This is a genomic window from Streptomyces sp. NBC_00690, assembly GCF_036226685.1.
Lineage (GTDB): Bacteria > Actinomycetota > Actinomycetes > Streptomycetales > Streptomycetaceae > Streptomyces.
This window is the reverse complement of sequence record NZ_CP109009.1, coordinates 3,567,398-3,589,674: the sequence shown is the minus strand read 5'-3', so window position 1 is coordinate 3,589,674 and position 22,277 is coordinate 3,567,398. Positions and strand designations below refer to the sequence as shown.

General features: G+C 69.2%; 22 protein-coding genes. 11 read left to right on the top strand and 11 right to left on the bottom strand.

The window, feature by feature from the left end; genetic code table 11:
* Window positions 1-240 precede the first annotated feature (240 nt).
* Window positions 241-1,017: a DUF5984 family protein gene (locus OID54_RS15710; protein WP_329027535.1), complete on the top strand. Its 777-nt coding sequence runs from the start codon at window positions 241-243 to the stop codon at window positions 1,015-1,017.
* A gap of 175 nt (window positions 1,018-1,192) precedes the next feature.
* Here the strand turns inward: OID54_RS15710 and OID54_RS15705 are convergent, their stop codons facing one another.
* Both OID54_RS15705 and OID54_RS15700 read right to left on the bottom strand, forming a co-directional pair.
* The gene (locus OID54_RS15705; protein ID WP_329019960.1) at window positions 1,193-1,663 is read right to left on the bottom strand and encodes an SRPBCC family protein; all 471 of its coding nucleotides are present in this window, start codon (window positions 1,661-1,663) and stop codon (window positions 1,193-1,195) included.
* Window positions 1,664-1,965: 302 nt separating this feature from the next.
* On the bottom strand, window positions 1,966-3,279 hold the full coding sequence (locus OID54_RS15700; RefSeq protein ID WP_329019957.1) for a diaminopimelate decarboxylase: 1,314 nt from the start codon (window positions 3,277-3,279) through the stop codon (window positions 1,966-1,968).
* A gap of 119 nt (window positions 3,280-3,398) precedes the next feature.
* Between OID54_RS15700 and hutU the strand changes: the two genes are divergently transcribed.
* The 6 genes from hutU to OID54_RS15670 all read left to right on the top strand — a co-directional run bounded on the left by hutU (window position 3,399) and on the right by OID54_RS15670 (window position 9,654).
* Window positions 3,399-5,087, top strand: a complete 1,689-nt coding sequence (hutU, locus tag OID54_RS15695; RefSeq protein WP_329019953.1) for a urocanate hydratase — start codon at window positions 3,399-3,401, stop codon at window positions 5,085-5,087.
* Window positions 5,088-5,116: 29 nt separating this feature from the next.
* Entirely contained in the window at window positions 5,117-6,307 is a 1,191-nt protein-coding gene (locus OID54_RS15690) for an allantoate amidohydrolase (protein WP_329027534.1), read from the top strand.
* Window positions 6,298-7,653: a formimidoylglutamate deiminase gene (locus OID54_RS15685; RefSeq protein WP_329019950.1), complete on the top strand. Its 1,356-nt coding sequence runs from the start codon at window positions 6,298-6,300 to the stop codon at window positions 7,651-7,653. The genes OID54_RS15690 and OID54_RS15685 overlap by 10 nt, the downstream gene beginning before the upstream one ends.
* Before the next feature lie 58 nt (window positions 7,654-7,711).
* A complete protein-coding gene (locus OID54_RS15680; RefSeq protein ID WP_329019947.1) occupies window positions 7,712-8,848 on the top strand; it encodes a Fic family protein in 1,137 nt (378 codons plus the stop codon).
* Between the two features lie 289 nt (window positions 8,849-9,137).
* Window positions 9,138-9,362 (top strand): hypothetical protein, encoded by a 225-nt coding sequence (locus tag OID54_RS15675; RefSeq protein WP_329027531.1) that lies wholly within the window; start codon window positions 9,138-9,140, stop codon window positions 9,360-9,362.
* Window positions 9,328-9,654 carry a hypothetical protein gene (locus tag OID54_RS15670; protein ID WP_329019944.1) on the top strand — a complete coding sequence of 109 codons (327 nt, stop codon included), beginning with the start codon at window positions 9,328-9,330 and terminating at the stop codon, window positions 9,652-9,654. The genes OID54_RS15675 and OID54_RS15670 overlap by 35 nt, the downstream gene beginning before the upstream one ends.
* A gap of 143 nt (window positions 9,655-9,797) precedes the next feature.
* On the opposite strand, the gene OID54_RS15665 is transcribed toward OID54_RS15670, so the two are convergent.
* The gene (locus tag OID54_RS15665) at window positions 9,798-10,013 is read right to left on the bottom strand and encodes a DUF397 domain-containing protein (protein WP_329019941.1); all 216 of its coding nucleotides are present in this window, start codon (window positions 10,011-10,013) and stop codon (window positions 9,798-9,800) included.
* On the bottom strand, window positions 10,004-10,873 hold the full coding sequence (locus OID54_RS15660; protein ID WP_329019938.1) for a helix-turn-helix domain-containing protein: 870 nt from the start codon (window positions 10,871-10,873) through the stop codon (window positions 10,004-10,006). The genes OID54_RS15665 and OID54_RS15660 overlap by 10 nt, the downstream gene beginning before the upstream one ends.
* Window positions 10,874-11,166: 293 nt before the next feature.
* On the opposite strand from OID54_RS15660, the gene OID54_RS15655 reads away from it, so the two are divergent.
* The 3 genes from OID54_RS15655 to hutI are packed head-to-tail and all read left to right on the top strand — an operon-like array spanning window position 11,167 to window position 13,251.
* Window positions 11,167-11,655 (top strand): ATP-binding protein, encoded by a 489-nt coding sequence (locus tag OID54_RS15655; RefSeq protein WP_329019935.1) that lies wholly within the window; start codon window positions 11,167-11,169, stop codon window positions 11,653-11,655.
* Window positions 11,652-12,050, top strand: a complete 399-nt coding sequence (locus OID54_RS15650; RefSeq protein WP_329019932.1) for a hypothetical protein — start codon at window positions 11,652-11,654, stop codon at window positions 12,048-12,050. The genes OID54_RS15655 and OID54_RS15650 overlap by 4 nt, the downstream gene beginning before the upstream one ends.
* A gap of 28 nt (window positions 12,051-12,078) precedes the next feature.
* Complete coding sequence (hutI, locus tag OID54_RS15645; protein ID WP_329019929.1) at window positions 12,079-13,251, top strand: imidazolonepropionase; 1,173 nt, start codon at window positions 12,079-12,081, stop codon at window positions 13,249-13,251.
* Here hutI and OID54_RS15640 read toward each other — a convergent pair.
* The 7 genes from OID54_RS15640 to OID54_RS39205 all read right to left on the bottom strand — a co-directional run bounded on the left by OID54_RS15640 (window position 13,230) and on the right by OID54_RS39205 (window position 20,720).
* A complete protein-coding gene (locus OID54_RS15640) occupies window positions 13,230-14,096 on the bottom strand; it encodes an SDR family oxidoreductase (RefSeq protein ID WP_329019926.1) in 867 nt (288 codons plus the stop codon). The two genes, hutI and OID54_RS15640, sit on opposite strands and share 22 nt — an antisense overlap.
* Before the next feature lie 124 nt (window positions 14,097-14,220).
* Window positions 14,221-15,378 (bottom strand): glycosyltransferase family 39 protein, encoded by a 1,158-nt coding sequence (locus OID54_RS15635; RefSeq protein ID WP_329019923.1) that lies wholly within the window; start codon window positions 15,376-15,378, stop codon window positions 14,221-14,223.
* Window positions 15,379-15,460: 82 nt separating this feature from the next.
* Window positions 15,461-16,759 carry a cytochrome P450 gene (locus OID54_RS15630; protein ID WP_329027530.1) on the bottom strand — a complete coding sequence of 433 codons (1,299 nt, stop codon included), beginning with the start codon at window positions 16,757-16,759 and terminating at the stop codon, window positions 15,461-15,463.
* Between the two features lie 2 nt (window positions 16,760-16,761).
* Window positions 16,762-17,349: a GTP-binding protein gene (locus OID54_RS15625; RefSeq protein WP_329027528.1), complete on the bottom strand. Its 588-nt coding sequence runs from the start codon at window positions 17,347-17,349 to the stop codon at window positions 16,762-16,764.
* 433 nt (window positions 17,350-17,782) lie between these two features.
* A complete protein-coding gene (locus tag OID54_RS15620) occupies window positions 17,783-18,142 on the bottom strand; it encodes a DUF742 domain-containing protein (RefSeq protein ID WP_329019920.1) in 360 nt (119 codons plus the stop codon).
* Window positions 18,139-18,585 carry a roadblock/LC7 domain-containing protein gene (locus OID54_RS15615; protein WP_329019917.1) on the bottom strand — a complete coding sequence of 149 codons (447 nt, stop codon included), beginning with the start codon at window positions 18,583-18,585 and terminating at the stop codon, window positions 18,139-18,141. Before OID54_RS15615 ends, OID54_RS15620 begins: the two co-directional genes overlap by 4 nt.
* Window positions 18,582-20,720 (bottom strand): ATP-binding protein, encoded by a 2,139-nt coding sequence (locus OID54_RS39205; protein WP_443055598.1) that lies wholly within the window; start codon window positions 20,718-20,720, stop codon window positions 18,582-18,584. Before OID54_RS39205 ends, OID54_RS15615 begins: the two co-directional genes overlap by 4 nt.
* A gap of 533 nt (window positions 20,721-21,253) precedes the next feature.
* On the opposite strand from OID54_RS39205, the gene OID54_RS15605 reads away from it, so the two are divergent.
* On the top strand, window positions 21,254-22,270 hold the full coding sequence (locus tag OID54_RS15605) for a GNAT family N-acetyltransferase (protein ID WP_329027526.1): 1,017 nt from the start codon (window positions 21,254-21,256) through the stop codon (window positions 22,268-22,270).
* The last annotated feature ends 7 nt before the right edge of the window (window positions 22,271-22,277 follow it).

Genomic DNA, 22,277 nt, shown 5'->3' with positions numbered 1-22,277 from the left:
TGTGGGAGGAGGTCTGCCCCCGAAGTCCCTTCTGATGCCTGGGGGATGTGCAGCTTCTGCGTTCGTTGTGTACCCCTCCTGTCCCTGACGGTGGGGCGACGTCCGCCTTTCGGCGACCTGGGAAGACGTCGTGGGGGTACGGGTGGGCACGGCCTGGTATCGGTTCTTCCGGCAACGCCCGGAGCGGGTGGGTTGTGGTGGGTTCGGGGGCTTGCGGCGGGCTGCCACACTCCTGTCGTGATGCGATTCCGATTCGAACTGCGACCGTTGGCGGACGTCCGGCCGTGGGGTGGGGAGAAACCCTCGCTGCATTGGTTCGGACTGACGGACGGCTGGTACTGGATCGAGGTGGGCGGCCACCAACTGCTGCGCTACTCAGATCGCACGCTGCACCGATGGGCGGCGAAGTTCGGTGCGGAGCGGGCGTTCCCCTATGCCGACTACTACGTGGCCCGTCTCTGGGAAGACGTGCTGGAGATGGTCCCCACGGTGTTGGAGCCGATCCCCGACGACCTCGTCGGCTTTGTGACGCGGGACCGGGACGACTGGCCGCGTGGTGACCGCACGCCGCAGGCGGAGACCGCGGAGCAGTGGCACGCCGAGCATTCGATCTATCTCGGTCCCCTGCGCAACCCTCCCCACATTCGGTGGTGGCGGACGATCACCGAGGACGGCGATCTCGTCACCGTCGACTGGATGCACCGCCCTGATGTCGAGATCGAGTTCAGCTGCCCCTTGATGGGGCGGGTCGAGGTGCCGACCAGTGTGTTCCTCGATGCGGTCACCGCATTCGATCGAGCGCTGCTGGCCGCCATGGATCAGCGCATCCTCGCTCTGGAGGCGACCGGACCGCCGGCCGGGGTCATCGTGGATCTGGCCGCACTGCGCCAGGAGCAACAGGAGCGAGCGCTCTGGTTGGGTCGGGCCAGGGCCCGTGAGGTGGCCACCGATGCGGACGCGATCAGGCTGGGGGTCAGGGAACTGCTCGGTGGCGGCTGGAGCGGCCCCGCCAACTGACATCCGGCGAGCACAGCAGCACAGCAGCACAGCAGCACAGCAGCACGGGAGCACCGGAGCGCGAGAGGGCTGAGCGAGCACGGGACCGCTGAGCGAGTACGAGCAAGTGGTGGGAGCGCCGAGCGGGCATGTGCAGGGGCGGAGCCCGGGGCCCGGTGCCAAGGGCCCCGCCTGCTCAGACCGTGCCGTATCCCTGCTCGACCGCCGCCGCCACGTCCGCCAGATCCCGGCCGATCGTCTTGGCCACGGCTCTGGCACCGATCGCCCCGAAGACCCTGGCGAGCAACCCACTGATCCCCGAGGGCGGCACCGCCGTGAACACCATCCGCACCTGTGTCTCCTCGGGCCCCACCTCCCGTAGGACGAACTCCGAGGTGTAGTGGGCGCCTTGGGAGTCGGCCTCCACCACATACCGGAGCGGTGGCTCGCTGGACGTCACGTACATCTCTTCCGTCGCCTGCTTGCCCATCATGCGCCGGGTCTCCCGCCAGCGCGTCCCGACCCCGAAGGGCCCTGGCGAGAGCACTTCGACCGCGTCCACTCCGCTGAGGACGGCGGGTGCTCTCTCCAGGTCCGTCAGTGCGCGCCAGACCCGCTCTGCGGGGGCCGCGATCCGGCGCTCCACGACCACGCTTCTGTTCGCCATGACTCCAGGAAAGCAGTCGGCTGTGACAATCGCCCCCGGAGCGACGGCGGTGGATGCCGAGCGGCCATACGGCCAGCCGGGCCCATGTCGTGCACAGGGTGCCGGGCGACCTCCCAGAAGTCGCCCGGAGCCCCGAAGCAGCTAACTCTTACAGCCCTGTCAGGCACCATGGGTGAGCGCTATGTCTTACGGTGTGTAAGAGGTCGAGGTGGGGATCTACCCGTTCAAACCCCAGCTCCTTTGAGCACCCCCGGCCCCTTTGAGTACTGAGCACCGCACCCCCGGTGGTCGTACTGCCACCGTTACAGCAGCGACCCCGCGAGCCCCCCGCCCGACTCGGCCACGATCTCCGCCATGGTCTGTGGGGCGCGTACCAGCGAGAAGCGCACGGAGTCGGACTCGTCACCCTCCACCGCATAGCCGTGCACCCCGACCCGCGGCAGGCTGTTGTAGCCGTAGTGGTTGGAGAAGTAGTAGGCGCCCGTGTCCAGGGCGGCCACCACATCGCCCGGCTCCAGCAGCGGCAGCGGACGCCCCGCCGCGAGCAGATCGCCGGCGAAGCACGCGGGCCCCGCCACGTCCTGCACGACCGGCTCGCCCGTCTTGGGCGACCCCTTGTCGTCGTAGGCGGCGATCCGCAGAGGCCAGGACGCCGGGTCGTAGACGGTACGGGTGGCCACCTGCACCCCCGCGTGCGTGACCGCGATCGGCCGGGAGCCGGACACCTTGGTGTACTCCACCCTGGCCAGGAAGAAGCCGTTCTTGGCGAGCAGCGAACGGCCGAACTCGGTCACCAGCCCGTACCGCCCGTCCAGCAGTCCGGGCACCTGCTCCTTGAGTAGCTGTGCGTACTGCGCGAACGTCGGTGCCGTCTCGTCCGATGCGAAGTTGACGGGCAGCCCGCCGCCGATGTCGATAGTGGTGATCTGTTGCCGTCCGGCCGCCGCGTTGATCTCCTCGGCGAGGCCGTGGACCTCCCGTACGCCGTCGATCATTCGGGCCAGCGGTATGCCCTGTGAGCCGGAGTGGGTGTGCAGTCGGGTCAGCCAGGGCCGGTCGAGGTAGGCGCGTACGACCGCGGCGCGTGCGCCTTCGTCCCGGAGCGCGATTCCGAACTTGGAGGTTGCCGTCGCTGTGGACAGTGCCTCGATGGAACCACCGCCGACCTGCGGATTGACCCGTATGCCGAGGGCCGATGCGGTGCCCTCGGCCCAGGCGTCGAGCCGGGCGAGCTCCTGGGGGTTGTCCGCGTTGACCGCGATGCCGAGGGTGAGCGCTTCGGCGAGTTCGGCGGGTGTCTTGGCGGGGGAGTCGAGGACGATGCGGTTCGCCGGCACCCCGGCCGCGCGGGCGAGCGCCAACTCTCCGGGGCTCGCCACCTCCGCGCCGATGCCTTCGTCGTTCAACAGGGCGAGTACGGGTACGAGCGGTGCGGCCTTGACGGCGAACGCGTGCAGTACGGGGGCGTCCGTCACGGCCGCGAACGCGGCGCGCAGAGCGGTGGCGGAGGCTCGGATACCTGCGATGTCGAGGAGGGCGACCACCGGTTGTTCCTCGGTGAGGAGTCCCTGTTGGAGGGCGGCACGTACGGCGTGGTGACGACGGTCAACAGTCATTGCAATAGCCAATCATTCGGGTCGACCCCGGCGCATCTGTTGACTAGAGGTATTCATCTAGTCAGGATGTGAATAACGGACACAATATTGGTCGTCGCGGCCATGAGGAGGCTCGTTCCATGTCAGCACCTTCGAAGCCCGCAGGGCCCCCTTCGGGTCCCCGCCCGGTCAGGGCTCCGCGCGGTACGGAACTGAGCACCCTGGGCTGGCAGCAGGAAGCCGCCCTCCGCATGCTCCAGAACAACCTCGACCCCGAAGTCGCGGAACACCCCGACCAGCTCGTCGTCTACGGCGGCACCGGCAAGGCGGCCCGCGACTGGCGCTCCTTCGACGCCATGGTTCGCACCCTGCAAACGCTCAAGCAGGACGAGACCATGCTCGTCCAGTCCGGCCGCCCGGTCGGTGTGATGCAGACCCACGAATGGGCCCCGCGCGTACTGATCGCCAACTCCAACCTGGTCGGCGACTGGGCGAACTGGGAGGAGTTCCGTCGCCTCGAAGCCCTCGGGCTGACCATGTACGGACAGATGACGGCCGGCTCCTGGATCTACATCGGCACCCAGGGCATCCTCCAGGGCACCTACGAGACCTTCGCCGCCGTCGCCGCCAAGCGCTTCGGCGGCACCCTGGCCGGCACCATCACCCTCACCGCCGGCCTCGGCGGCATGGGCGGGGCGCAACCGCTCGCCGTCACCATGAACGACGGTGTCGCGATCTGCATCGACTGCGACCCGCGCGCCATCGAGCGCCGCATCGAACACCGCTACCTCGACACCCGCGCCGACTCCCTGGAACACGCACTCCAGCTCGCCACCGAAGCACGGGACGCCCGCCGCCCGCTGTCCATCGGCGTCCTCGGCAACGCCGCCGAACTGCTGCCGCAGCTGCTCGCCATGGGCGCGCCCATCGACATCGTCACCGACCAGACCTCGGCCCACGACCCCCTGGCCTACCTCCCGCTGGGCGTCCCCTTCGACGAGATGGCGTCCTACGCGGCGGAGAAGCCCGCGGACTTCACCCTCAGGGCCCGGGAGTCGATGGCCCGCCATGTCGAAGCCATGGTCGGCTTCCAGGACGCGGGCGCCGAGGTCTTCGACTACGGAAACTCCATCCGTGGCGAAGCCCAACTCGCCGGCTATGAGCGGGCGTTCGCCTTCCCCGGCTTCGTGCCCGCCTACATTCGCCCGCTGTTCACCGAGGGCAAGGGCCCCTTCCGCTGGGCGGCGCTCTCCGGCGACCCCGCTGACATCGCCAAGACCGACCGCGCCATGCTCGAACTCTTCCCCGAGAACGAATCGCTGCGCCGCTGGATCACCCTCGCCGGAGAACGCGTCCACTTCCAGGGACTGCCCGCCCGCATCTGCTGGCTCGGCTACGGCGAACGCGACCGCGCCGGCGAGCGCTTCAACGACATGGTCGCCAGCGGAGAGTTGGCAGCACCGCTGGCCATCGGCCGCGACCACCTCGACTGCGGCTCGGTCGCCTCCCCTTACCGGGAGACCGAAGCCATGCTCGACGGCTCCGACGCCATCGCCGACTGGCCGCTCCTGAACGCCATGGTCAATGTGGCCTCCGGCGCCTCCTGGGTCTCCATCCACCACGGCGGAGGCGTCGGCATGGGCCGCTCCATCCACGCCGGTCAGGTCACGGTCGCCGATGGCACCGCACTCGCAGGCGAGAAGGTCCGCCGGGTGCTCACCAACGACCCCGGGATGGGCGTCATCCGTCATGTGGACGCCGGGTACGACACCGCCGAAGCGGTCGCCGACGCCCGGGGCGTCCGCATCCCGATGCGGGAGGGCGAGTGACCACCGCCGCACCGAGTTCCTTCCACACCATGTGGAAGGAGCTCGCCCCCATCGGCCGCGACCGGGACAGCGGCGGCTACCGGCGCTACGCCTGGACCGGCGCCGACGCCGACTGCCGCACCTGGTTCCAGGAGCAGGCGCACGCCCGCGGACTCCACTACGAGACCGACCGCAACGGCAACCAGTGGGCCTGGCTCGGCGACCCCGCCGCAGGGGACGCCGTGGTCACCGGCTCCCATCTGGACTCCGTCCCCGACGGCGGCGCCTTCGACGGCCCCCTCGGCGTGGTCAGCGCCTTCGCCGCGCTCGATGAACTCCGCGGCAGGGGAGCACGGTTCACACGCCCACTAGCCATCACCAACTTCGGCGACGAGGAGGGCGCCCGCTTCGGTCTGGCGTGCGTCGGCTCCCGCCTCACCGCGGGCCTCCTCAGCCGCGAGCAGGCGTACGAGTTGAAGGACGCGGCCGGCACCAGCCTGCCGCAGGCCATGGCGGACGCCGGATACGACCCCGAGGCCATCGGCCCCGACCGGGAACGACTCGACCGCATCGGCGCGTACGTCGAACTCCACGTCGAACAGGGCCGGGCCCTCGACCTCACCGGGGACGCGGTCGGCATCGCCAGCGCGATCTGGCCGCACGGACGGTGGCGCTTCGACTTCCGCGGCGAAGCCAACCACGCCGGCACCACCCGACTCGTCGACCGCCGCGACCCCATGCTCACCTACGCGGAAACCGTCCTCGCCGCCCGTCGCGCGGCCGAGTTGGCGGGCGCGGTCGCCACCTTCGGCAAGGTCGCCGTCGAACCCAACGGCGTCAATGCGATCCCCTCCCTGGTCCGGGGCTGGCTCGACTCCCGGGCCGCCGACCAGTCGGCGCTGGACACGGTCCTCGCCGAGGTCGAGCGGGCCGCACGGGAGCACGCGGAACGCAACGGGGTGGACCTCGCCGTCGTCCGGGAGTCCTTCACCCCGGTCGTGGAGTTCGAGCACGCCCTGCGGGACGAGATCAACCGCCTGCTGGGCGGCGCGACCCCCGTTCTCGGTACGGGAGCGGGACACGACGCCGGAATCCTCTCCGCAGCCGTCCCGACCGCCATGCTGTTCGTACGCAACCCCACGGGCGTCTCCCACTCCCCGGCCGAACGCGCGGACGAGGACGACTGCACGGCCGGGGTCCTCGCACTCGCCGACGTACTGGAAGGTCTCGCGTGCCGCTGACCCCGGGAATCGTGTACTGGGCCGAACACGCCTGGCTGGGCGTCCACACCGAACCCGGTGTGGTGCTGGAGGTAGCGGACGGTCGCATCTCGGCCGTCCGCACCGGCGCGGACACCCCACCGCCCGGCGCGGAAGTGCTGCGCGGCCTGACCATCCCCGGCCTGGCCAACACCCACTCACATGCCTTCCACCGAGCCCTGCGTGGCACGGTCCAGGTCGGCGGCGGTTCATTCTGGACCTGGCGCGAAATGATGTACACCGCCGTCCACCGCCTCACCCCCGACAACTACTTCGCCCTGGCCCGGGCCGTCTACGCCGAAATGGCCCTGGCGGGAGTGACGTCCGTCGGCGAGTTCCACTACCTCCACCACGGCCCGGGCGGCACGCCCTACGCCGACCCCAACGCCATGGGCGAAGCCCTGATCGCCGCGGCTGTCGAAGCGGGCATCCGCATCACACTCCTCGACACCGTGTACCTCCGCGGCGGCCTCGACCACAACGGTCACCGGCCCCTGGAGGGACCCCAACTACGCTTCGGCGACGCCTCGCTCGACGCCTGGCACGAGCGCTGGAGCCTGCTCCAGGCCAGCGACCGGGTACGGATCGGAGCGGCGATCCACTCCGTACGGGCCTTCTCCGACCGCGACGGCTACGAGGACTTCGCCGCCCGCACCGACGGGGTACCCGTCCACATCCACCTCTCCGAACAGCCCGCCGAGAACGAGGCGTGCCTCGCCGTCCACGGGCGCACCCCCACCCGACTGTTGGCCGACGCCGGCTTCTGGAAGCCCACGGTCACCGCGGTCCACGCCACCCATCTCACCGATGACGACATCACCACCCTGGGCGGCGCGGGTACCGGCATCTGCATGTGTCCCACCACCGAACGCGACCTCGCGGACGGCATCGGCCCGGCCGTCGCCCTCCAACGCGCTGGCTCCCCGCTCTCCCTCGGCAGCGACAGCCATGCGGTGATCGACCTGCTGGAAGAGGCACGCGCCATGGAACTCGACGAGCGCCTGCGCACCCGCACCCGCGGCCACTGGACCACCCCCGCCCTCCTCCGCGCAGCCACCGCCGACGGCCACGCCGCACTCGGCTGGCCGGACGCCGGCACCCTCGAACAGGGCGCCCTCGCCGACTTCACCACGATCGCCCTGGACTCGGTCCGCACGATCGGCCCCCCACGCCGGATGGCCGCGGAGGCGGTGGTGTTCGCCGGCACGGCGGCGGACGTCAGACATGTGGTGGTGGGCGGTCGCACCATCGTCCGCGACGGCGAACACCTGCTGGTCCCGGATGTCGCACTGGCCCTGGGGGACGCGATCGGGGCCCTGCGGGCGTAGCCGCCTGTTCGGGGCGGGGGGTTTTGACACTTCCTTCGGGCCGCCGTGTGATCGGGACATGCTGTACGCAACCCCCGCACTCGATGCCGACGATCTCCGTGTGCTCTCCGATATCGAGAAGATGAGTGATGGGCTTCTAGACGTCACCAACGGCGGGCCACCTTGGATGGTTCACCTGCGACGGAACCTGACCGCGCGAGCGATCGCGGGATCGAACACGATCGAGGGCTACGCAGCGACCGTGGACGATGTCGAAGCATTGATGACGGGCGAGGAGCCGTTGGAGACGGCTGATCGCACCCGGGCGGAGCTGGAGGGCTACCAGCGTGCCATGACCTACATCCAGGCCCTCGCGGACGCGGCAGACGACTTCCGCTACGACGCTGGCCTGCTCAACGGTCTTCACTTCATGCTCCAAGGCCACCACCTGAACAAGCGCCCGGGCCGTTGGCGCGATGGGCCGGTGTTCGTCACCAGCCCCGACGATCCGTTGGTGCCCGCCTACACGGCCCCGGACTCCGAACTGGTTCCCTCCCTCGCGGGCGAACTGATCGAGTGGCTGAACGACGGCGAACTGGATGCGCCGGTGCATGTCAGGGCATCCATGGCCCATCTGAACCTGGTGAACATCCACCCGTGGAAGGACGGGAACGGGCGGATGTCCCGGGCACTGTCGACGCTGGTGTTCGCCCGCGAGGCGCTGATGCCGCCTGAGTTCTCCTCCATCGAGGAGTGGCTGGGGCGGGGCCAGAACACATACGGCTACTACCGCGTACTCCAGCAGGTGGGCGGGCCCCGGTGGACTCCCGAGCGCGATACCCACCCGTGGATTCGCTTCTGTCTGGAAGCCCACCACCGTCAGGCCCAACAGGCACAACGCCGTACGGACCTGCTGTCGCGGGCATGGATCCATCTGGGCGATACCGCCGCAGAAAGCGGTCTGGACGAACGGGTCGTCTATGCGCTGCTGCCTGCGTTCTGGGGATCGAAGGTGCGGCGCACGGTCTACCAGCAGGACGCCGAACTCTCCGACCAGCAGGCGATCCGCGACATCCGCGAACTGGTCCGACTGGGCTGGCTCACACCCCACGGCAAGGCACGCGCCCGCTACTACGCGGCGGGGCCCCGCATGGCGGCGGCGAACGCGGAAGTACGGGGCAACTTGGAACCGTACGCCGATCCGTATGCCGACTGACGTGTGGCCCTCAACGGTGGAACGAAAGCACCGACGCGCTGTGTGGCTGCAACGACTACTCTCACGGCCTCATCGCCGTTGACCCTTGGGGGTCAGCGAGGCGCAGCAGAATGCCCATACAGAACCAGGACCGCGGCTTCTGTGGGTCCGCCTCCTGTCTGACTGGCTGCGGCCGTGCGCCGACTACTCTGGCGCGGCCTGCCGGCTGTCTCGTTGTCGGCACTCTTTCGAGTGGTGTGCTTGTCGGTCGGTACTCCCGCTGTGAGCGGCAGGAGTAATAAGTATGGTCATGGGGCTTGGGGATCGACATCAGAAGAAGGACATTGAGGCAGCGCTGAAGAGGGCCGAGGGGTGTGGACTTAAGGTGAAGCACGATAGAAATGGTCATCACTGGGGCTATGTCCTCTGCTGTCCGTGTAGCGAGACCTTCACCGTGTACTGCACCCCTCGGAACCCAGGGAATGAAGCAAAGAGGATCGATGAATTCACACGAAAGCATCGCGGATGCGCCTAGTTGGCACTTCATCATGCATGCGCATGAGCCAATTACGCCGGAGCAGGACGACATCATGGCCCATCTTGACTGCTTCGCCGATGGGTTCGTCGGAATTGAACAAGGGCCCGGTTTCACCAAGTTCGAGTGCTACTTCGAGGCGGACAACCTCATGGGTGCGATGAAGGAAGCCCTTTCTCGGATGGAGCAGGTTCCGGGTGTGCTCATCAGTAGCATTGAACTGAGTTCACGCTCCTTCGAACACAATGGCATGGACGCGGCTTCTGTTGTGCCGCCACCCACCTGGGACTAGCCTTCGCCCTCCAGCCGTGTCCACCAGGCTGCGAAGATGACGAACTTGCTGCTGCCCGGAAGTGCCACGTGCGGAGTGCCCCTCGTCCGAGTAGGAGGGAGGGGCACTCCGCACGCTCGTCCCCATGGGAGCTTGGCTGGTGGTCAGTCCAGTGGCGCGCGATTGGCTGCGAAGGCGACGAACTTGTGCCAAGCGGTCGATGGGACGGCCAGAGCCGGGCCCTGCTTGCGTTTGGAGTCGCGGATGCCGACCCGAGAGGTTAGCTGTGCGACTTCCAGGCAGTTGCCTCCAGAGTCGTTGCTGTGCGAGGACTTGAACCAGGCGGACTCTTCGGTGTGGCTGCTGATGGCTACTCCCACTCGCTAGCTAGCTTCTGGAGAAAGTCGGCTGTCTTGGTCGGAGGGAGGGCGCTGTCACGCATCGCATCGAATCGGCGGATGCTGCGCTGTACATCACTCCACTCGTCCGTCACGCTGATGGTGTTCCACATGTCGATCTGTAGGACGGATGCCAACGCGTCGTCGAAGTCGAGAATCGCGAAGTTCATCTCTGCGCGATAGGTCACGACATCGTGGGGGAGGATCTGCACCGTCACATTGTCTAGTTGGCCCATTTCTGCGATCGCTCTGTGCTGGTCCCGCATGACCTCGGGTCCGCCGATCACGCGTCTCACTGATGTCTCGTCCATCACAACGCGCAGCTCCAATGGGCTTTCCGAACGGGTGATCAACTCCTTCCGCTCCATCCGGAGATGGACGTTGCGCTCGATGTACTCGGAGGTGGTTTCGTCCACGGGCTTGGCAATCGAGTACAGCGCTCGGGCGTACGCGTCCGTCTGAAGCAGCCCGTAAACGAAACTGGGCTGGAACGCGCGCATCACCCGTGCGTCCTGCTCCAGTCCTCGAAACGTCGGCATCTTCGACGGCATGAATGCTTTGTACGGCGTCCACGGCTCCTTGCTCAGTGACTCACGGTGGAGCTTGAGCAGTGTGTCCCGGTCCTCCCGGGGCATGTGGGCGTCGTATAGGTCCATGAGGGCTTCGAGATCGCCTGACCTGGGCAGATCGTTCTCGCCGATCTCCACCCGAGCCAGTTTGGTGTGCGAGAAACCCAGCTCTTCAGATGCTTCCTGAAGGGTTAAGCCGGCCTTTTCACGAAGCTTGCGAAGCTCCTTGCCAAGCTCTCTGCGTCGGAACGTAGCTCCCCGTTTTGCTGCCACTTCGATGTCTCCTTTCGCCATCGGTCTGTTGGCGCATGCCGTGACCTCTGTGGGGCGCCGACGCAGGTCGTGCCCCCGAGTGTCCCACCCCTTGTCGAGGCTCCAGAAGCCCGTGTCAGTGCTCTGGCAATTGCCAATTTCCGAATGCTCTCTGTTGCGCTTGCACAGTAACTCGCCGATGCCCCACGGTGGTTGAGTCACAGCCAAGTCGGACGCCGATGAACAAAACTGGACCTTCTCTGCCTCTTGAGGTCCGGCTTTTGCCTGTCCGAAGATCGTGGAGGACCACACCCATGCCCCTCGCCGTCGTTCAGCCCGACGCCCCCACCGCCCACCACATCGGGCAACTGACCATCGCGCAGTCGGACATAGAGCTCGGGTTTCAGGTCAGCGTGTGCAGGACCGGGCGGGTCGGGGAGCCGATGAGTGTGCAGGATCGGACCTGGGCCGGTCTGATGCGGCGCATCGGGTTGGTGCATCTGCGGATCTGGCAGTGGGAAGCGCTCGCCGACAGGGTCGATCTGTTGCTGTCGGAGCTTGTCACCAATGGCTTTCAGCACGGGCAGGGCGAGACCGTCGACGTACGGCTGTGGCGCACCGGTGGTCACGTCGGAATCGAGGTGGCCAGTGGGAGCGGGCCGCAGGTGCCCTGTCCTCGGGTGCCCGGGTTGTTCGACGAGAGCGGGCGGGGTCTCGGGCTGGTCGCGGCCGTGGCCGATGCCTGGGGGATCGCTGACGGCGGGCGGATCTGGTGCCTGGTCGCCCGAGGGGAGTCGACATGAGCCGGCACACCGGGCAGGTGTGTGCGGCAAGCGCCGATCTCCCGCTCCAACTGCTGTTGTTCGCCCTGGAGATCGCACCGGACGAGCCCGGGCATCCGCTGGAGGTCGTGACCCGACTGCGGTGCCCGTTGGAGGGCGGCCACCTCGGTCCGCACCTCGATCTGGTGCGCGCGCTCGACGGTGATCGCGGCGATGTCTGGGCGCGGTGGGAGGACGGGCAGGAGCCCCGGGCCGTGGCCGTTCTAGCGGACTGCACCGCGGACAACGGACTGCCCGGAGGTGCCCAGGACGCCTGCACCCTCTTCCTGGGGCACCCCGGTGGGCACGGGTTCACCTTCGTCGATGCCGGGTTCGACACCGTCCCGGAGGCTGACCGGGCCGGCAGTGCGTCGTAACGTGTGGCATGACCTGCGAGAGGACGTCATGAGCACCACCCTCATCACCCATATCGGCAGCCTCGTCACCAATGACCCCGCGTTCGGCGATGACGGACCGCTTCACCTCATCGAGGATGCGGCGGTGGTCATCGAGGGGGAGCGCTACGCCTGGGTGGGCCGGGCCGCGGACGCGCCCGCCGCGGACACCGTGCACGACGCCGAAGGCCGCGCCGGCATCCCCGGGTTCGTCGACTCCCACTCACACCTCGTGTTCGCGGGGGACCGTACGGCCGAGTTCAATGCCCGGATGTCCGGTCAGGCGTATGCGGCCGGGGGCATCAGGACCACGGTCGCCGCCACCCGGGCCGCGTCGGACGCGGAACTGGAGGCCAACCTCAGCCGTCATATCGCGGAGGCCCTGCGCCAGGGCACCACGACCATCGAGGTCAAGTCCGGTTATGGACTCACCGTCGAGGACGAGGTCCGGGCACTGCGGATCGCCGGGCGGCACACCGACGACGTGACCTATCTCGGCGCCCACATCGTGCCTCCCGAGTACGCCGATGACCCCGCCGGCTATGTGGACCTGGTAACCGGGGAGATGCTGGACGCCTGTGCCCCGCACGCCCGCTGGGTCGATGTGTTCTGCGAGAAGGGCGCCTTCGACGAGGACCAGGCCCGGGCGGTCCTCACCGCCGGGATCGCGCAGGACCTCATCGCCCGTGTGCACGCCAACCAACTGGGCCACGGCCCCGGTGTGCAACTCGCGGTCGAGTTGGGGGCGGCCAGCGCCGATCACTGCACCCATCTGACGGATGCCGATGTGGATGCGCTCGCCAGTGGCTCCACGGTCGCCACCCTGTTGCCCGGGGCCGAGTTCTCCACCCGTGCCCCGTGGCCCGATGCGCGGCGGCTGCTCGATGCGGGAGTGAAGGTCGCGCTCTCCACCGACTGCAACCCCGGGTCGTCGTACACGTCGTCCATGCCGTTCTGCATCGCGCTCGCCGTGCGTGACATGGGGATGACCCCGGACGAGGCGCTGTGGGCGGCGACCGCGGGTGGGGCCGCTGCTCTGCGCAGTACGTCAGAGGGCAGGGTCGCGCCGGGGGCGCACGCGGATCTGGTGCTGTTGGACGCGCCCAGCCATGTCCATCTTGCCTACCGGCCCGGTGTTCCGCTGGTGACCGACGTCTGGCGTCATGGGATCAAGTGCGCGTAGGACTCCGGGTTCTCGCGGAGGAACTGCGCGAATGACTGTGCGGGGTGTCCCGCCAGTTTGGGCACCGAGTCCGAGACGGTCGCCATCTCACCGCTGGCGATCGCCTCGTACGAGGTGACCCAGCCGGCGACCTCCCATGACTCGGCGCCGTAGACGGACCTGGAGGCGTATGCCTCGTCCTCGGACTCCGTGACATAGCTGATGGTGCGGCCGGTGATCAGGGTCAGTTCGTCGGCGGCCTCCGCGAGGGTGATGGCGCTGGGGCCGGTGAGGTCGTAGGTGGCGCTGTCATGGCCCTCGCCGAGGAGTACGCCGACGGCCGAGTCGGCGATGTCGTCATGGGCGACCGCCGACACCCGGCCGGCGCCTCCGGGCCCCCTGATCACCCCGTCCGCGCCGGCCATCCGGGGGAGCGAGTCGAGGTAGAAGCTGTCGCGCAGGAAGGTGTAGCGGAGGTTGGAGGCGCGGATGTACTCCTCGGTGTGCCAGTGGTCGCGGGCGAAGGTGAACGTGGCATCGGGTGCGGCGTTCAGGAAGGACACGTACACCAGGCGTTCCACTCCGGCGGCCACGGCGGCGTCGACGGCCGTCATATGTTCCCGCACCCGGCCCCGGGACTCGTGTGCCGAGACCAGGAACAGCGTCTTCGCACCGGTGCAGGCGGTCCGCATCGCCTCGCCGTCGCCGTAGGCGGCGGCCGGACCGACGCGGGCTCCCGCGATCTTCGGCAGTCGGGCGGGGTTGCGGCCGAGGAGCCGTACGTCCTCCCCCTGCGCGGCGAGTCGTTCGGCGACCCGGCCGCCGATGCGTCCACTCGCGCCGGTGACGGCGATGACAGAAGGCATGGAGGGTCCTCTCCGGGCCTGGCGGCCGTGCGTGTTGTCCGCGAGAGCCAGCCTCGGTGAGCCGGTCCCGGTAAGCCAGTCTCGGTCAGCCGGGGAGCGTCCGCAGCCCGACCGCCCCCCGCGCCTACGGCGGACCCGAACCGTGCAGCCAGAACGCGCCGTACACCGCGGCCACCGCCGCCGCCCCCGCCACCACCGACCAGGCCACCGCCGCCCTGGTACGCGCGAGGGCCAGCCCGAGGGGGATCAGCAGGGGGAAGGCGGGCATCAGCAGTCGCGGTTTGGAGCCGAAGAACCCCGAGGAGCACAACGCCAGGACCACCACGATCCCGCAGTACACGAGCAGGGACGGCGGCTGCCCCTGTCGTACGCCCCGTACGTAGAGCCAGCCCACCAGGACGACGGCCGCCAGCAGACCGAGTCCGGCCGCGAAGGCCGGGCTGAAGAGGTGTTCGCCGATGAACCGGGCGAAGGCGACCCCGCCGTCGAAGCCGTTGCCCCAGGCGCCCTGGACATCGAGATAGCCGAAGAGGCTCCCGGTCCGCTGTCCCACCCACAGGACGTATCCGGCCGCGCCGAGGGGGGCGAGCACCACCCCGGCCACCAGTCGACGCCGATCGGTCGACGATTTCCAGGCCAGCAGCGCGGCCACCCAGAGCGCCGCCGCGACCGCGAGACCCACCGGCCGCGTCAGACCGGCGAGCGATGCGAGCACCCCGGCGAGCAGCCAGTTCCGTCGTTGCACCGTGTACAGCGCCCATGCGGCCAGGGCCGTGAACAGCGATTCGCTGTACGCCATCGACTGGACGATCGCGACCGGCAGTGCCCCCCAGATCGCCACCGTGAAGAGCGCGGCACGCTCCCCGTACACCGCGTCGACCACGCGGAAGATCCCCCAGGCGGCAGCGATGGACGCGACCGCGCTGATCAGTACGCCCGCGTCCGCCGGGCCCAGTGGGGTGATTGCGGAGAGTCCCTCCTCCAGCCAGGGGAGCAGCGGGAAGAACGCCATGTCGGACAGGACCCGACCGTCCGGGGCGGTCAGGGTGAAGTCGTAGCCGTGCTCGACGACCCTGACGTACCAGAGGGAGTCCCAACGCGCGGAGAGCAGTGTGTACGCATCGCGGTTCGCCAGCTGCGCCCAGAGGAAGAGGACGGCGAGGCACAGCGCCTTGACCGCCACGAACAGCGCCAGCGCTCGGCGCGGGGACGCGGGGGGTTCGGTGCGGGGCGCGGAGCCCCGCGGGGGCGGACCGGCGAGGGACGGGAGGTGGGTCGGCATAGGCCGTTCAGCCTACCGACCGCCCCGAGCCTCCCGTACCTGCTGTGACCTGCTGTGGAGTCTCCCCGGATGAGCTCTGGGGTCAGCTCTCCTGTGCTTGTGCCGACGGTTCGCGGTGCTCGGGCGCGTGGGGCAGTTGTGGCTTGGCGAAGCGCACCGGGAGCGCCGCGAGCCCCTTGCTCCATGGCGAGCGCACCCAGGCCAGCTCCGATTCCGGTACCGCCAGTTCCAGTTCGGGCAGCCGATGTTGGATGGTGTCCACCGCGGTACGGGTGATCAGCCGCGCGGGGTCCTGGGCGGGACACATGTGCGGGCCGGCGCCGAACGACAGGTGCGAGCGGTTCCCGACGACGGGCGTGCCGCCCTCGGGCAACACCTCCGGGTCCTGGTTCGCGCCGGCGAGACCGAGGACGAGCATGTCTCCCGCGCGAATGTGCCGGCCGCCGAGCTCCAGATCCCTGGTGGCGTACCGGGCGGGCACGTTCTGCGTCGGCGGATACCGCCACAGCACCAGGTCCAGGGCGTCGTCCACACTGAGGTGACCGATGCTGACCGAGGAGCGGAATCCGGGATCGCAGATCAGTACCCGCAGAGTGGTCGTGATCCAGTTCACCGTGGTCTGGTGGCCGGCCACGAACATCACGACCAGGTTGTGCAGGACCTCGTCCTCGGTGAGGTTCGCCGGGTGGTTCAGCAGCGCCGAGGTGAGATCGCCGGTCGGCCGGCGCCGCTTCTCCTTGATCAGCTCGCGCAGGATGGAGTCCATGCGTCCGCTGGCGTTGATGGAGTCCGCGTTGGTGACGATCACTCCCATGATCGCCTGCGCCAGGAGCTGTCCGTTGCGGTCGTCGAGCCCCAGCAGACCGGTCAGGACCTGGAGCGAGAGTCTACGGGCGTAGTGCGGTACGAGATCGGCTTCCCGGCGATCCGCGAAGGAGACGATCAGCGCTTCGGCCGAGGCCCGCACGGTGCGGCGCAGCGCGTGTCCGTCGATCGCGGCGAGCGCGTCGGACACCGCGGTCCGCATCCGGCGGTGTTGTTGCCCGTCGGTGTAGAGCAGCGCGGGACGCCAGCCGACGATGGGCAACAGGGGCGAGTCGGGCGGCACCCGGCCTTCGCGCAGCAGGGTCCAGTGCCGGGGGTCGTGGGAGAAGTCCTGTTCCTCGCGGGTGAGCCGGAGGACTTCGCGATGACCGATGACGAGCCAGGCCGAGACCCCCGGCGCGATCATCACGGGGGCCACGGGGCCGTGTACCCGCCGCAGTTGTTCGTAAAGGGCGGGGAGCGAGTCGCCGTCCAACTCGGGACCGTAGAGGGCGACCGCAGGACAGCGGCCGAGGAGCCGGGACCGCCCGCGGGGCGGTCCGGAGGGCGGCGGCAGGGTCACCAGGACTCCGTGACGGCCGGCACTGCGGGCCGGGCCGTGTTGATGAGATGGGTGAGCAGGGCGATCAGCGCACCGACCGACGAGCGCAGGTCCCGGGCGTCACAACGCACCAACGGGGTCTCGGGCAGCAGATCGAGTGCCGTCCGCAACTCCTCGTCCCGATAGGGAGGACTGTCGGGGAACGAGTTGACGGCGACCGCGAACGGCAGCCCCAGGTCCTCCAGATTGCCCAGTGCGTCGAAGGAGGCGGCGAGGTCACGGGTGTCGACGAGGGCGAGCGCACCGAGGGCGCCGCGGGCCAGGTCGCGCCAGGCGGGGAGGAACCGCTGCTGTCCGGGTGTACCGAAGAGGTAGAGCACCAGGGCGCCGTCGATGGTGATGCGGCCGAAGTCGAGGGCGACGGTGGTGGTGGTCTTGCCCGGGGAGTGCAGGGTGTCGACGAGCGCACCGGCCTGGGTCATCACGGCCTCGGTGGAGAGCGGTTTGATCTCCGACACCGTGCCGATCATGGTGGTCTTGCCCACGCCGATCGGGCCGACGATCAGGATCTTCGCGGAGCCCGTGACGGTGGGGTTGACGAAGATTCCTCCCGGGGCGGGGGAAGGGTGGTCGACCGGTGGTCGACCCGGTGCGGCGGTCTCCTGGGCGGGACCCCACGGTCGGCCCGGCTCGATCAGTGGGCCGGTTCCCGAGGGGGGCGTCGGAGGAACCGTTTCCCCGTTCCTGCCCACGGGCTGCGGTGGGTACGGGGACCCGGGCCCGAACGCCGCGGTGGGCGCGTGTGTGCCCTGCGGATACGGGGCGGGTGGGTAGGTGTCGGACCGGTGCGTGCCGGCCGGGTGCGCGCCGTCGGCGTATGTGTCCCACCCGGGCCGTGCTCCGGGCTGCGGTGGCCCGCCCGGACCCGGTGCGCCGCCCGAGGGACCTGTGCCGGCCGGCTGCCGGGGCGGAGCGTGGGGTCGAAGGCCCGGCGCCGTGCCCGGGCCCTGCTCGTGTCCCGACGCCCCGTCCTGGGCGTCAGAGACGGCTTTCGAGGCCATGGAGGACCTTTCTCAGCATGGTCACATCGTGGTGTTCGGCCGGCGGGATGGGCGGGCGGATCACGATGAGCCCCCACGCGATGAGGTCGGACAGCAGGACCTGTACGACCGGGGGTGGCTGACCGAGATGCGCGGCCACTTCGGCGACCGACAACAGCCCTTGACAGAACGTCAGAATCCTGTGGTGCTCCGGTTGGAGGGACGCGGGGAATGCGGCGTCCGTGGCCATCACCAGCGTCTCCCAGTCCAGCGGTGCCGTGCCGGTCTGCGAACGTCCCAGGGTGATCACGTACGGGCGTACCGCCGAAGGGGTCCGGTGCTCCGGACGGTTGGTCATGAGGAGTCGATCACCGGGTCCCGTGGCTGGCTGCCCATGTGTGCGCCGATCTTCGCCACCAGGAGTTGCATCTGCTGGGCGACCAGACCGACGTCCGCATCGGTCTCGGTGGCCACGCCCAGGTGTGCGCCCACTCCGGCATGGGTGAACAGGACGAAGCCATGCTCGGACTCCAACATCAACTGACGCACCCCCGCACCCCGGCCGAACAGCAGCGAAGCGGTGGAACGACCGGTCATCGTCATGGCGGCGCAGGCCGCCGCCAGTGACTCGGCTTCCGCCACGGACAGCGCGGGAACCGGACCGGACAGTCGCTCCGCGGAGACGTGCCCGAGGCGCAGACCGTCCTCGGAGACCACCACGGCATGCCGGACGCCGGGGATCTCGGTCAACGGGTGGAGCATCCAGCCCAGGTCGGGAAGTCTGGTGATGATCCCGGTCACAGCCGGCCTCCATGGTGCGGATTGGGTTCGGAAAGGTGCTCGGAGGGCGCGGCACCGGCCACGGCCGCGCGACCGCGGCGGGAGCCGGAGACCACACTGGATATGGACGCTCGGGCCGCCTCCGGTGTCCACGCGGGCCGGTCGGCCGGCACGGGGGGTGCCGCAGGTACGGACGGCTGGGGCTGGAGGGCCTGTTGGGCAGCCGCTTCCACGGCGGCCCCGCGACGGCTCCGTCGCCGGGGCAGGGGCTGTGGGGTGGAGTTCTGCGTCTGGCCCTGGTTCTGTCGGGCGCTCTCGCGCAGTCCCGGAGGGCGAAGGGGTGTGTCCGCCGTACCGCCCTGCTGGGCCCCGCCGTACCGCCCGGGTTCGACCCGCGCAGCCGTCTGGTGGACGTCCGTGCGGGGTGCGGTCGGCTGGGTGTCGGATCGTCCCTGGGTCGGGTGGGCGCCGGGGTGCTGCGCCGCGCCCTGCCCGTCCTGGTACGCCGTCGTGTGCTGGGGCGCGCCCGGCTGGGGGACCGGAGATTGGACCATACCGCGATAGGCGGCAGCCGCCTGGGCCGCGACCGCCCCCCGGTACGCCTCGGAGCCCCCGATCATCCCGTCCGCCGGGGGGTTCCCGAACACCGGGCCCGACGGCTCCTCGTACCCGTGGGAAACGTCCTCCTGCTGGGCGGCCTGGCGGTCCCGGTAGGCGGCTGTCGCCCTGACCTGGCTGTGGTAGGCGGCGGATGCTGTGCTGCGCCCCCTCGCCCGGTACACGGCACCGGGCGAGTCCTCGCCCTCGCCCGTGGCGCGCTCGCTTGGGCGACCGATTCCGCCGTACTCCGTACCGCTCGGCGAAGGTCCCGCGTACTGCGCACCCTCGTACTGGCCGTCGTCCGGACCCGCTCCGGTGTATTCCGTAGGGCCGTATCCGCCTCCCGCGTACGCGGCGCCTACGTTCACGGCATCCGTGTGCCGGGCGGCCGACGGCGGCGATCCGGGTGCGGGCCACCCGGCCCGGCCCGCCTGCTCCCGGGCCCGGACTTCGTCGAACCGGACGTTCCCCCGGTGCCGACCGTCCGAGAAGTGCGACAGCGGTTCGGTCAGCAGCCGGTAGGGCACGAAGGCCACCGCGCGGGTGCCGCCGTACGCCGAAGTGCCGGTCAGCTCCACGCCGAAGCCCAACTCCCGGCTCCAGCGCCCCACGCAGGCGAGCCCCAACCGGGGCACGGCCCCGAGGTTGGCGAGGTCCAGATCGGCCTTCAGCCGGGCCGTCGACTGGGTCAGCACGTCGGGCGGCATCCCCAGCCCGGCGTCGTCGATCTCCACCACTGCCCCGGCCCCCACCTCGCGGATGGTGACCACCACCTGGGTGCGCGACGGCGAGAACACGGTGGCGTTCTCCAGCAGCTCCGCGATGGTGTGCATCAGACCCTCGACCGCAGGGGGCACCACGTACAGCGTCTGACCGCCGTGGACCTCGATCCGGGTGAACTCCACGATCCGGGACTGGGCGCCGCGCACGCAGTCGTAGAGCGAGACCGGGTTGATCTCGCGCCGTGCGGGCCAGATGCCGCACATCACCAGCAGGGTCTGTGCCTTGCGGGTCATCTGGGCCGCCGCGTGGTCGGCCTTCATCACCTCCGCGAGCAGCCGGGGGTCCTCGATGGTCTGCTCGACCCGGTCCAGCACCTGCTGTTGGACCGTGGCCATGGCGTGCATGTTCCGGGCGACCGATTCGAAGGCCGCCTGCACGGAGTCCCGCAGGGTGCGTTCCCTGCGTACCGCATCCTCCGAGCCGAGCGCCTCGACGACGGCCTCCAGCGCATCGGTGAAGCCCTGGCCGACCTCGTCGGCGCCGGCGAGCGGGCCCGGCGCCGCATCGGGCCGCTCGCCGGTCCGCAGGTACTCCACGATCGCCGGAATGCGCACCTCCACGAGGTGGGCCACCTCGTCGGCGCGGGCCTCGGACATCCGTACATCGGCTCGTCGGCCCGTGCGCTCCAGCCGGAGCAGCCGTATCAGGAAGAGGGTCCACGCCAGTGCGAGAACGGCCGTGGCGGCGCAGGCCCAGGCGAGTATCTTCCCGAGTTCGGCGCTGGTGTAGAGGTCGGTGAGCGCCGAGGCCGTGATCACGACCGCCAACCCCATGAGGGGCGGCCACCACACGGTGGGTCCGGTGCCGGAGGAGCCAGAGGAGGTGATTGCGCCGGGCGTCCGGCTCACCATGACGATCCAGCCCTGCTCGACAGGATGTCTCTGTAGACCACGACCACGAAGACCGAGCCCTTCACGAAGACTGAGCCCTACCAGGACACACCGGACTCCCGCGGAGAATCGGGGAGCGTGAGGAATCCTACGATCAACGGGCAGGGTTCGAATATCAGTTGGCCAACTCACTTCAGATTGTTGCTGCGCCGCGCACGGATTCGTGCTAGGCCCCAGATGCAACATGAACACCAGGTGTATCTGGCCCCACGATTCTTCACGAATCCGCCACAAGATGGTGGGGTCCCCTCCGCCGCCCATCCCCCTGCCGGTACCGTCCGTGGAGATGGGTCGTGGGGAGGGACCGGGGGGTCGCGTTGAGCGGTTTTCAGAACTGCGGTGCTCAGAATGAGGGCGTCCGCATCCGAGTGGTCAAACCCGAGCAGCTGGGGGAAGACGAGATCGAGTCCTGGCGGATGCTGCGCGCCAAGACCGGCCTGCCCGCGAGCCCCTTCATGGAGCCCGAGTTCACCCTCACCGTCGGCAGGGTACGGCCCGCCGCCCGGGTGGCCGTGCTGCGCCAGGACGGCGAGGACGCCGGATTCTTCCCGTACGAGCGAGGTGCGCTGGGCCACGGCAGGGCCATCGGCTTCGGCGTCTCCGACTGCCAGGGTGCCGTCCTCAAGTCCGGCCTCGACATCACCGCACGCGATCTGCTGCGTGCGTGCTCCCTCACCGCCTGGGAGTTCGACAACCTCGAAGCGGGCCAGGAACTGTTCACCCCCGCCGTCGCCGAGGGATTCGACTCACCGGTGATCGAAATCGGCGAGGGGTACGACGTCTACGAGGAGCAGCTCCGCGGCGAGTCGCCCAAGTTCCTCAAGAGCACACTGGCCAAGGAGCGCAAGCTCGGCCGGCAGGTGGGCGAGGTGCGCTTCGTCTTCGACGAGCGCGACCCGGCCATGCTGCGCACCCTCATGGAGTGGAAGTCCGCCCAGTACCGCAGGACGGGACGCCGTGACCGGTTCGCCAAGGACTGGATCCACACCCTGGTGGGACTCCTCCATGAGACCCGGGCGCCCGGCTGCTCCGGCGTTCTCTCCGTCCTCTATGTCGAAGACCGCCCGATTGCGGCACATTTCGGGCTGCGTTCCTCCACCGTGCTCTCCTGTTGGTTCCCGGCCTACGATCCCGAGTTCGCCAAGTACTCGCCAGGGCTGATACTGCATCTGCGGATGGCGGAAGCCGCAGCGGCGGAAGGCATCGGCATGCTCGACATGGGGCGCGGCTCGGCCGAGTACAAGGACTCCCTCAAGACCGGACAACTACGCGTCCACGAGGGCTCCTCCACCCGGCCGGGCGCGGGAGCCGCCCTGTACTGGGTGAGTCGGGAGCCCTCGCGCAGAGCCCACGGCTTCGTCCGCAACAGGCCGAGGCTCGCCGGGCTCGCCCAGCAGACGCTGACGCGCATCGGCAAACTGCGCGGCAACTGACGGCCGG

What these genes read in the sequence shown, in the direction of transcription:
- OID54_RS15705 (WP_329019960.1), bottom strand. Translation starts at nt 1,663, where the DNA reads ATGGCGAACAGAAGCGTGGTCGTGGAGCGCCGGATCGCGGCCCCCGCA.
- OID54_RS15680 (WP_329019947.1), top strand. Translation starts at nt 7,712, where the DNA reads ATGCTGTACGCAACCCCCGCACTCGATGCCGACGATCTCCGTGTGCTC.
- OID54_RS15710 (WP_329027535.1), top strand. Translation starts at nt 241, where the DNA reads ATGCGATTCCGATTCGAACTGCGACCGTTGGCGGACGTCCGGCCGTGG.
- OID54_RS15700 (WP_329019957.1), bottom strand. Translation starts at nt 3,279, where the DNA reads ATGACTGTTGACCGTCGTCACCACGCCGTACGTGCCGCCCTCCAACAG.
- OID54_RS15675 (WP_329027531.1), top strand. Translation starts at nt 9,138, where the DNA reads ATGGGGCTTGGGGATCGACATCAGAAGAAGGACATTGAGGCAGCGCTG.
- OID54_RS15635 (WP_329019923.1), bottom strand. Translation starts at nt 15,378, where the DNA reads ATGCCGACCCACCTCCCGTCCCTCGCCGGTCCGCCCCCGCGGGGCTCC.
- hutI (WP_329019929.1), top strand. Translation starts at nt 12,079, where the DNA reads ATGAGCACCACCCTCATCACCCATATCGGCAGCCTCGTCACCAATGAC.
- OID54_RS15620 (WP_329019920.1), bottom strand. Translation starts at nt 18,142, where the DNA reads ATGACCAACCGTCCGGAGCACCGGACCCCTTCGGCGGTACGCCCGTAC.
- OID54_RS15690 (WP_329027534.1), top strand. Translation starts at nt 5,117, where the DNA reads ATGTGGAAGGAGCTCGCCCCCATCGGCCGCGACCGGGACAGCGGCGGC.
- OID54_RS15640 (WP_329019926.1), bottom strand. Translation starts at nt 14,096, where the DNA reads ATGCCTTCTGTCATCGCCGTCACCGGCGCGAGTGGACGCATCGGCGGC.
- OID54_RS15670 (WP_329019944.1), top strand. Translation starts at nt 9,328, where the DNA reads ATGAATTCACACGAAAGCATCGCGGATGCGCCTAGTTGGCACTTCATC.
- OID54_RS15650 (WP_329019932.1), top strand. Translation starts at nt 11,652, where the DNA reads ATGAGCCGGCACACCGGGCAGGTGTGTGCGGCAAGCGCCGATCTCCCG.
- OID54_RS15605 (WP_329027526.1), top strand. Translation starts at nt 21,254, where the DNA reads ATGCTGCGCGCCAAGACCGGCCTGCCCGCGAGCCCCTTCATGGAGCCC.
- OID54_RS39205 (WP_443055598.1), bottom strand. Translation starts at nt 20,720, where the DNA reads ATGGGGTTGGCGGTCGTGATCACGGCCTCGGCGCTCACCGACCTCTAC.
- hutU (WP_329019953.1), top strand. Translation starts at nt 3,399, where the DNA reads ATGTCAGCACCTTCGAAGCCCGCAGGGCCCCCTTCGGGTCCCCGCCCG.
- OID54_RS15655 (WP_329019935.1), top strand. Translation starts at nt 11,167, where the DNA reads ATGCCCCTCGCCGTCGTTCAGCCCGACGCCCCCACCGCCCACCACATC.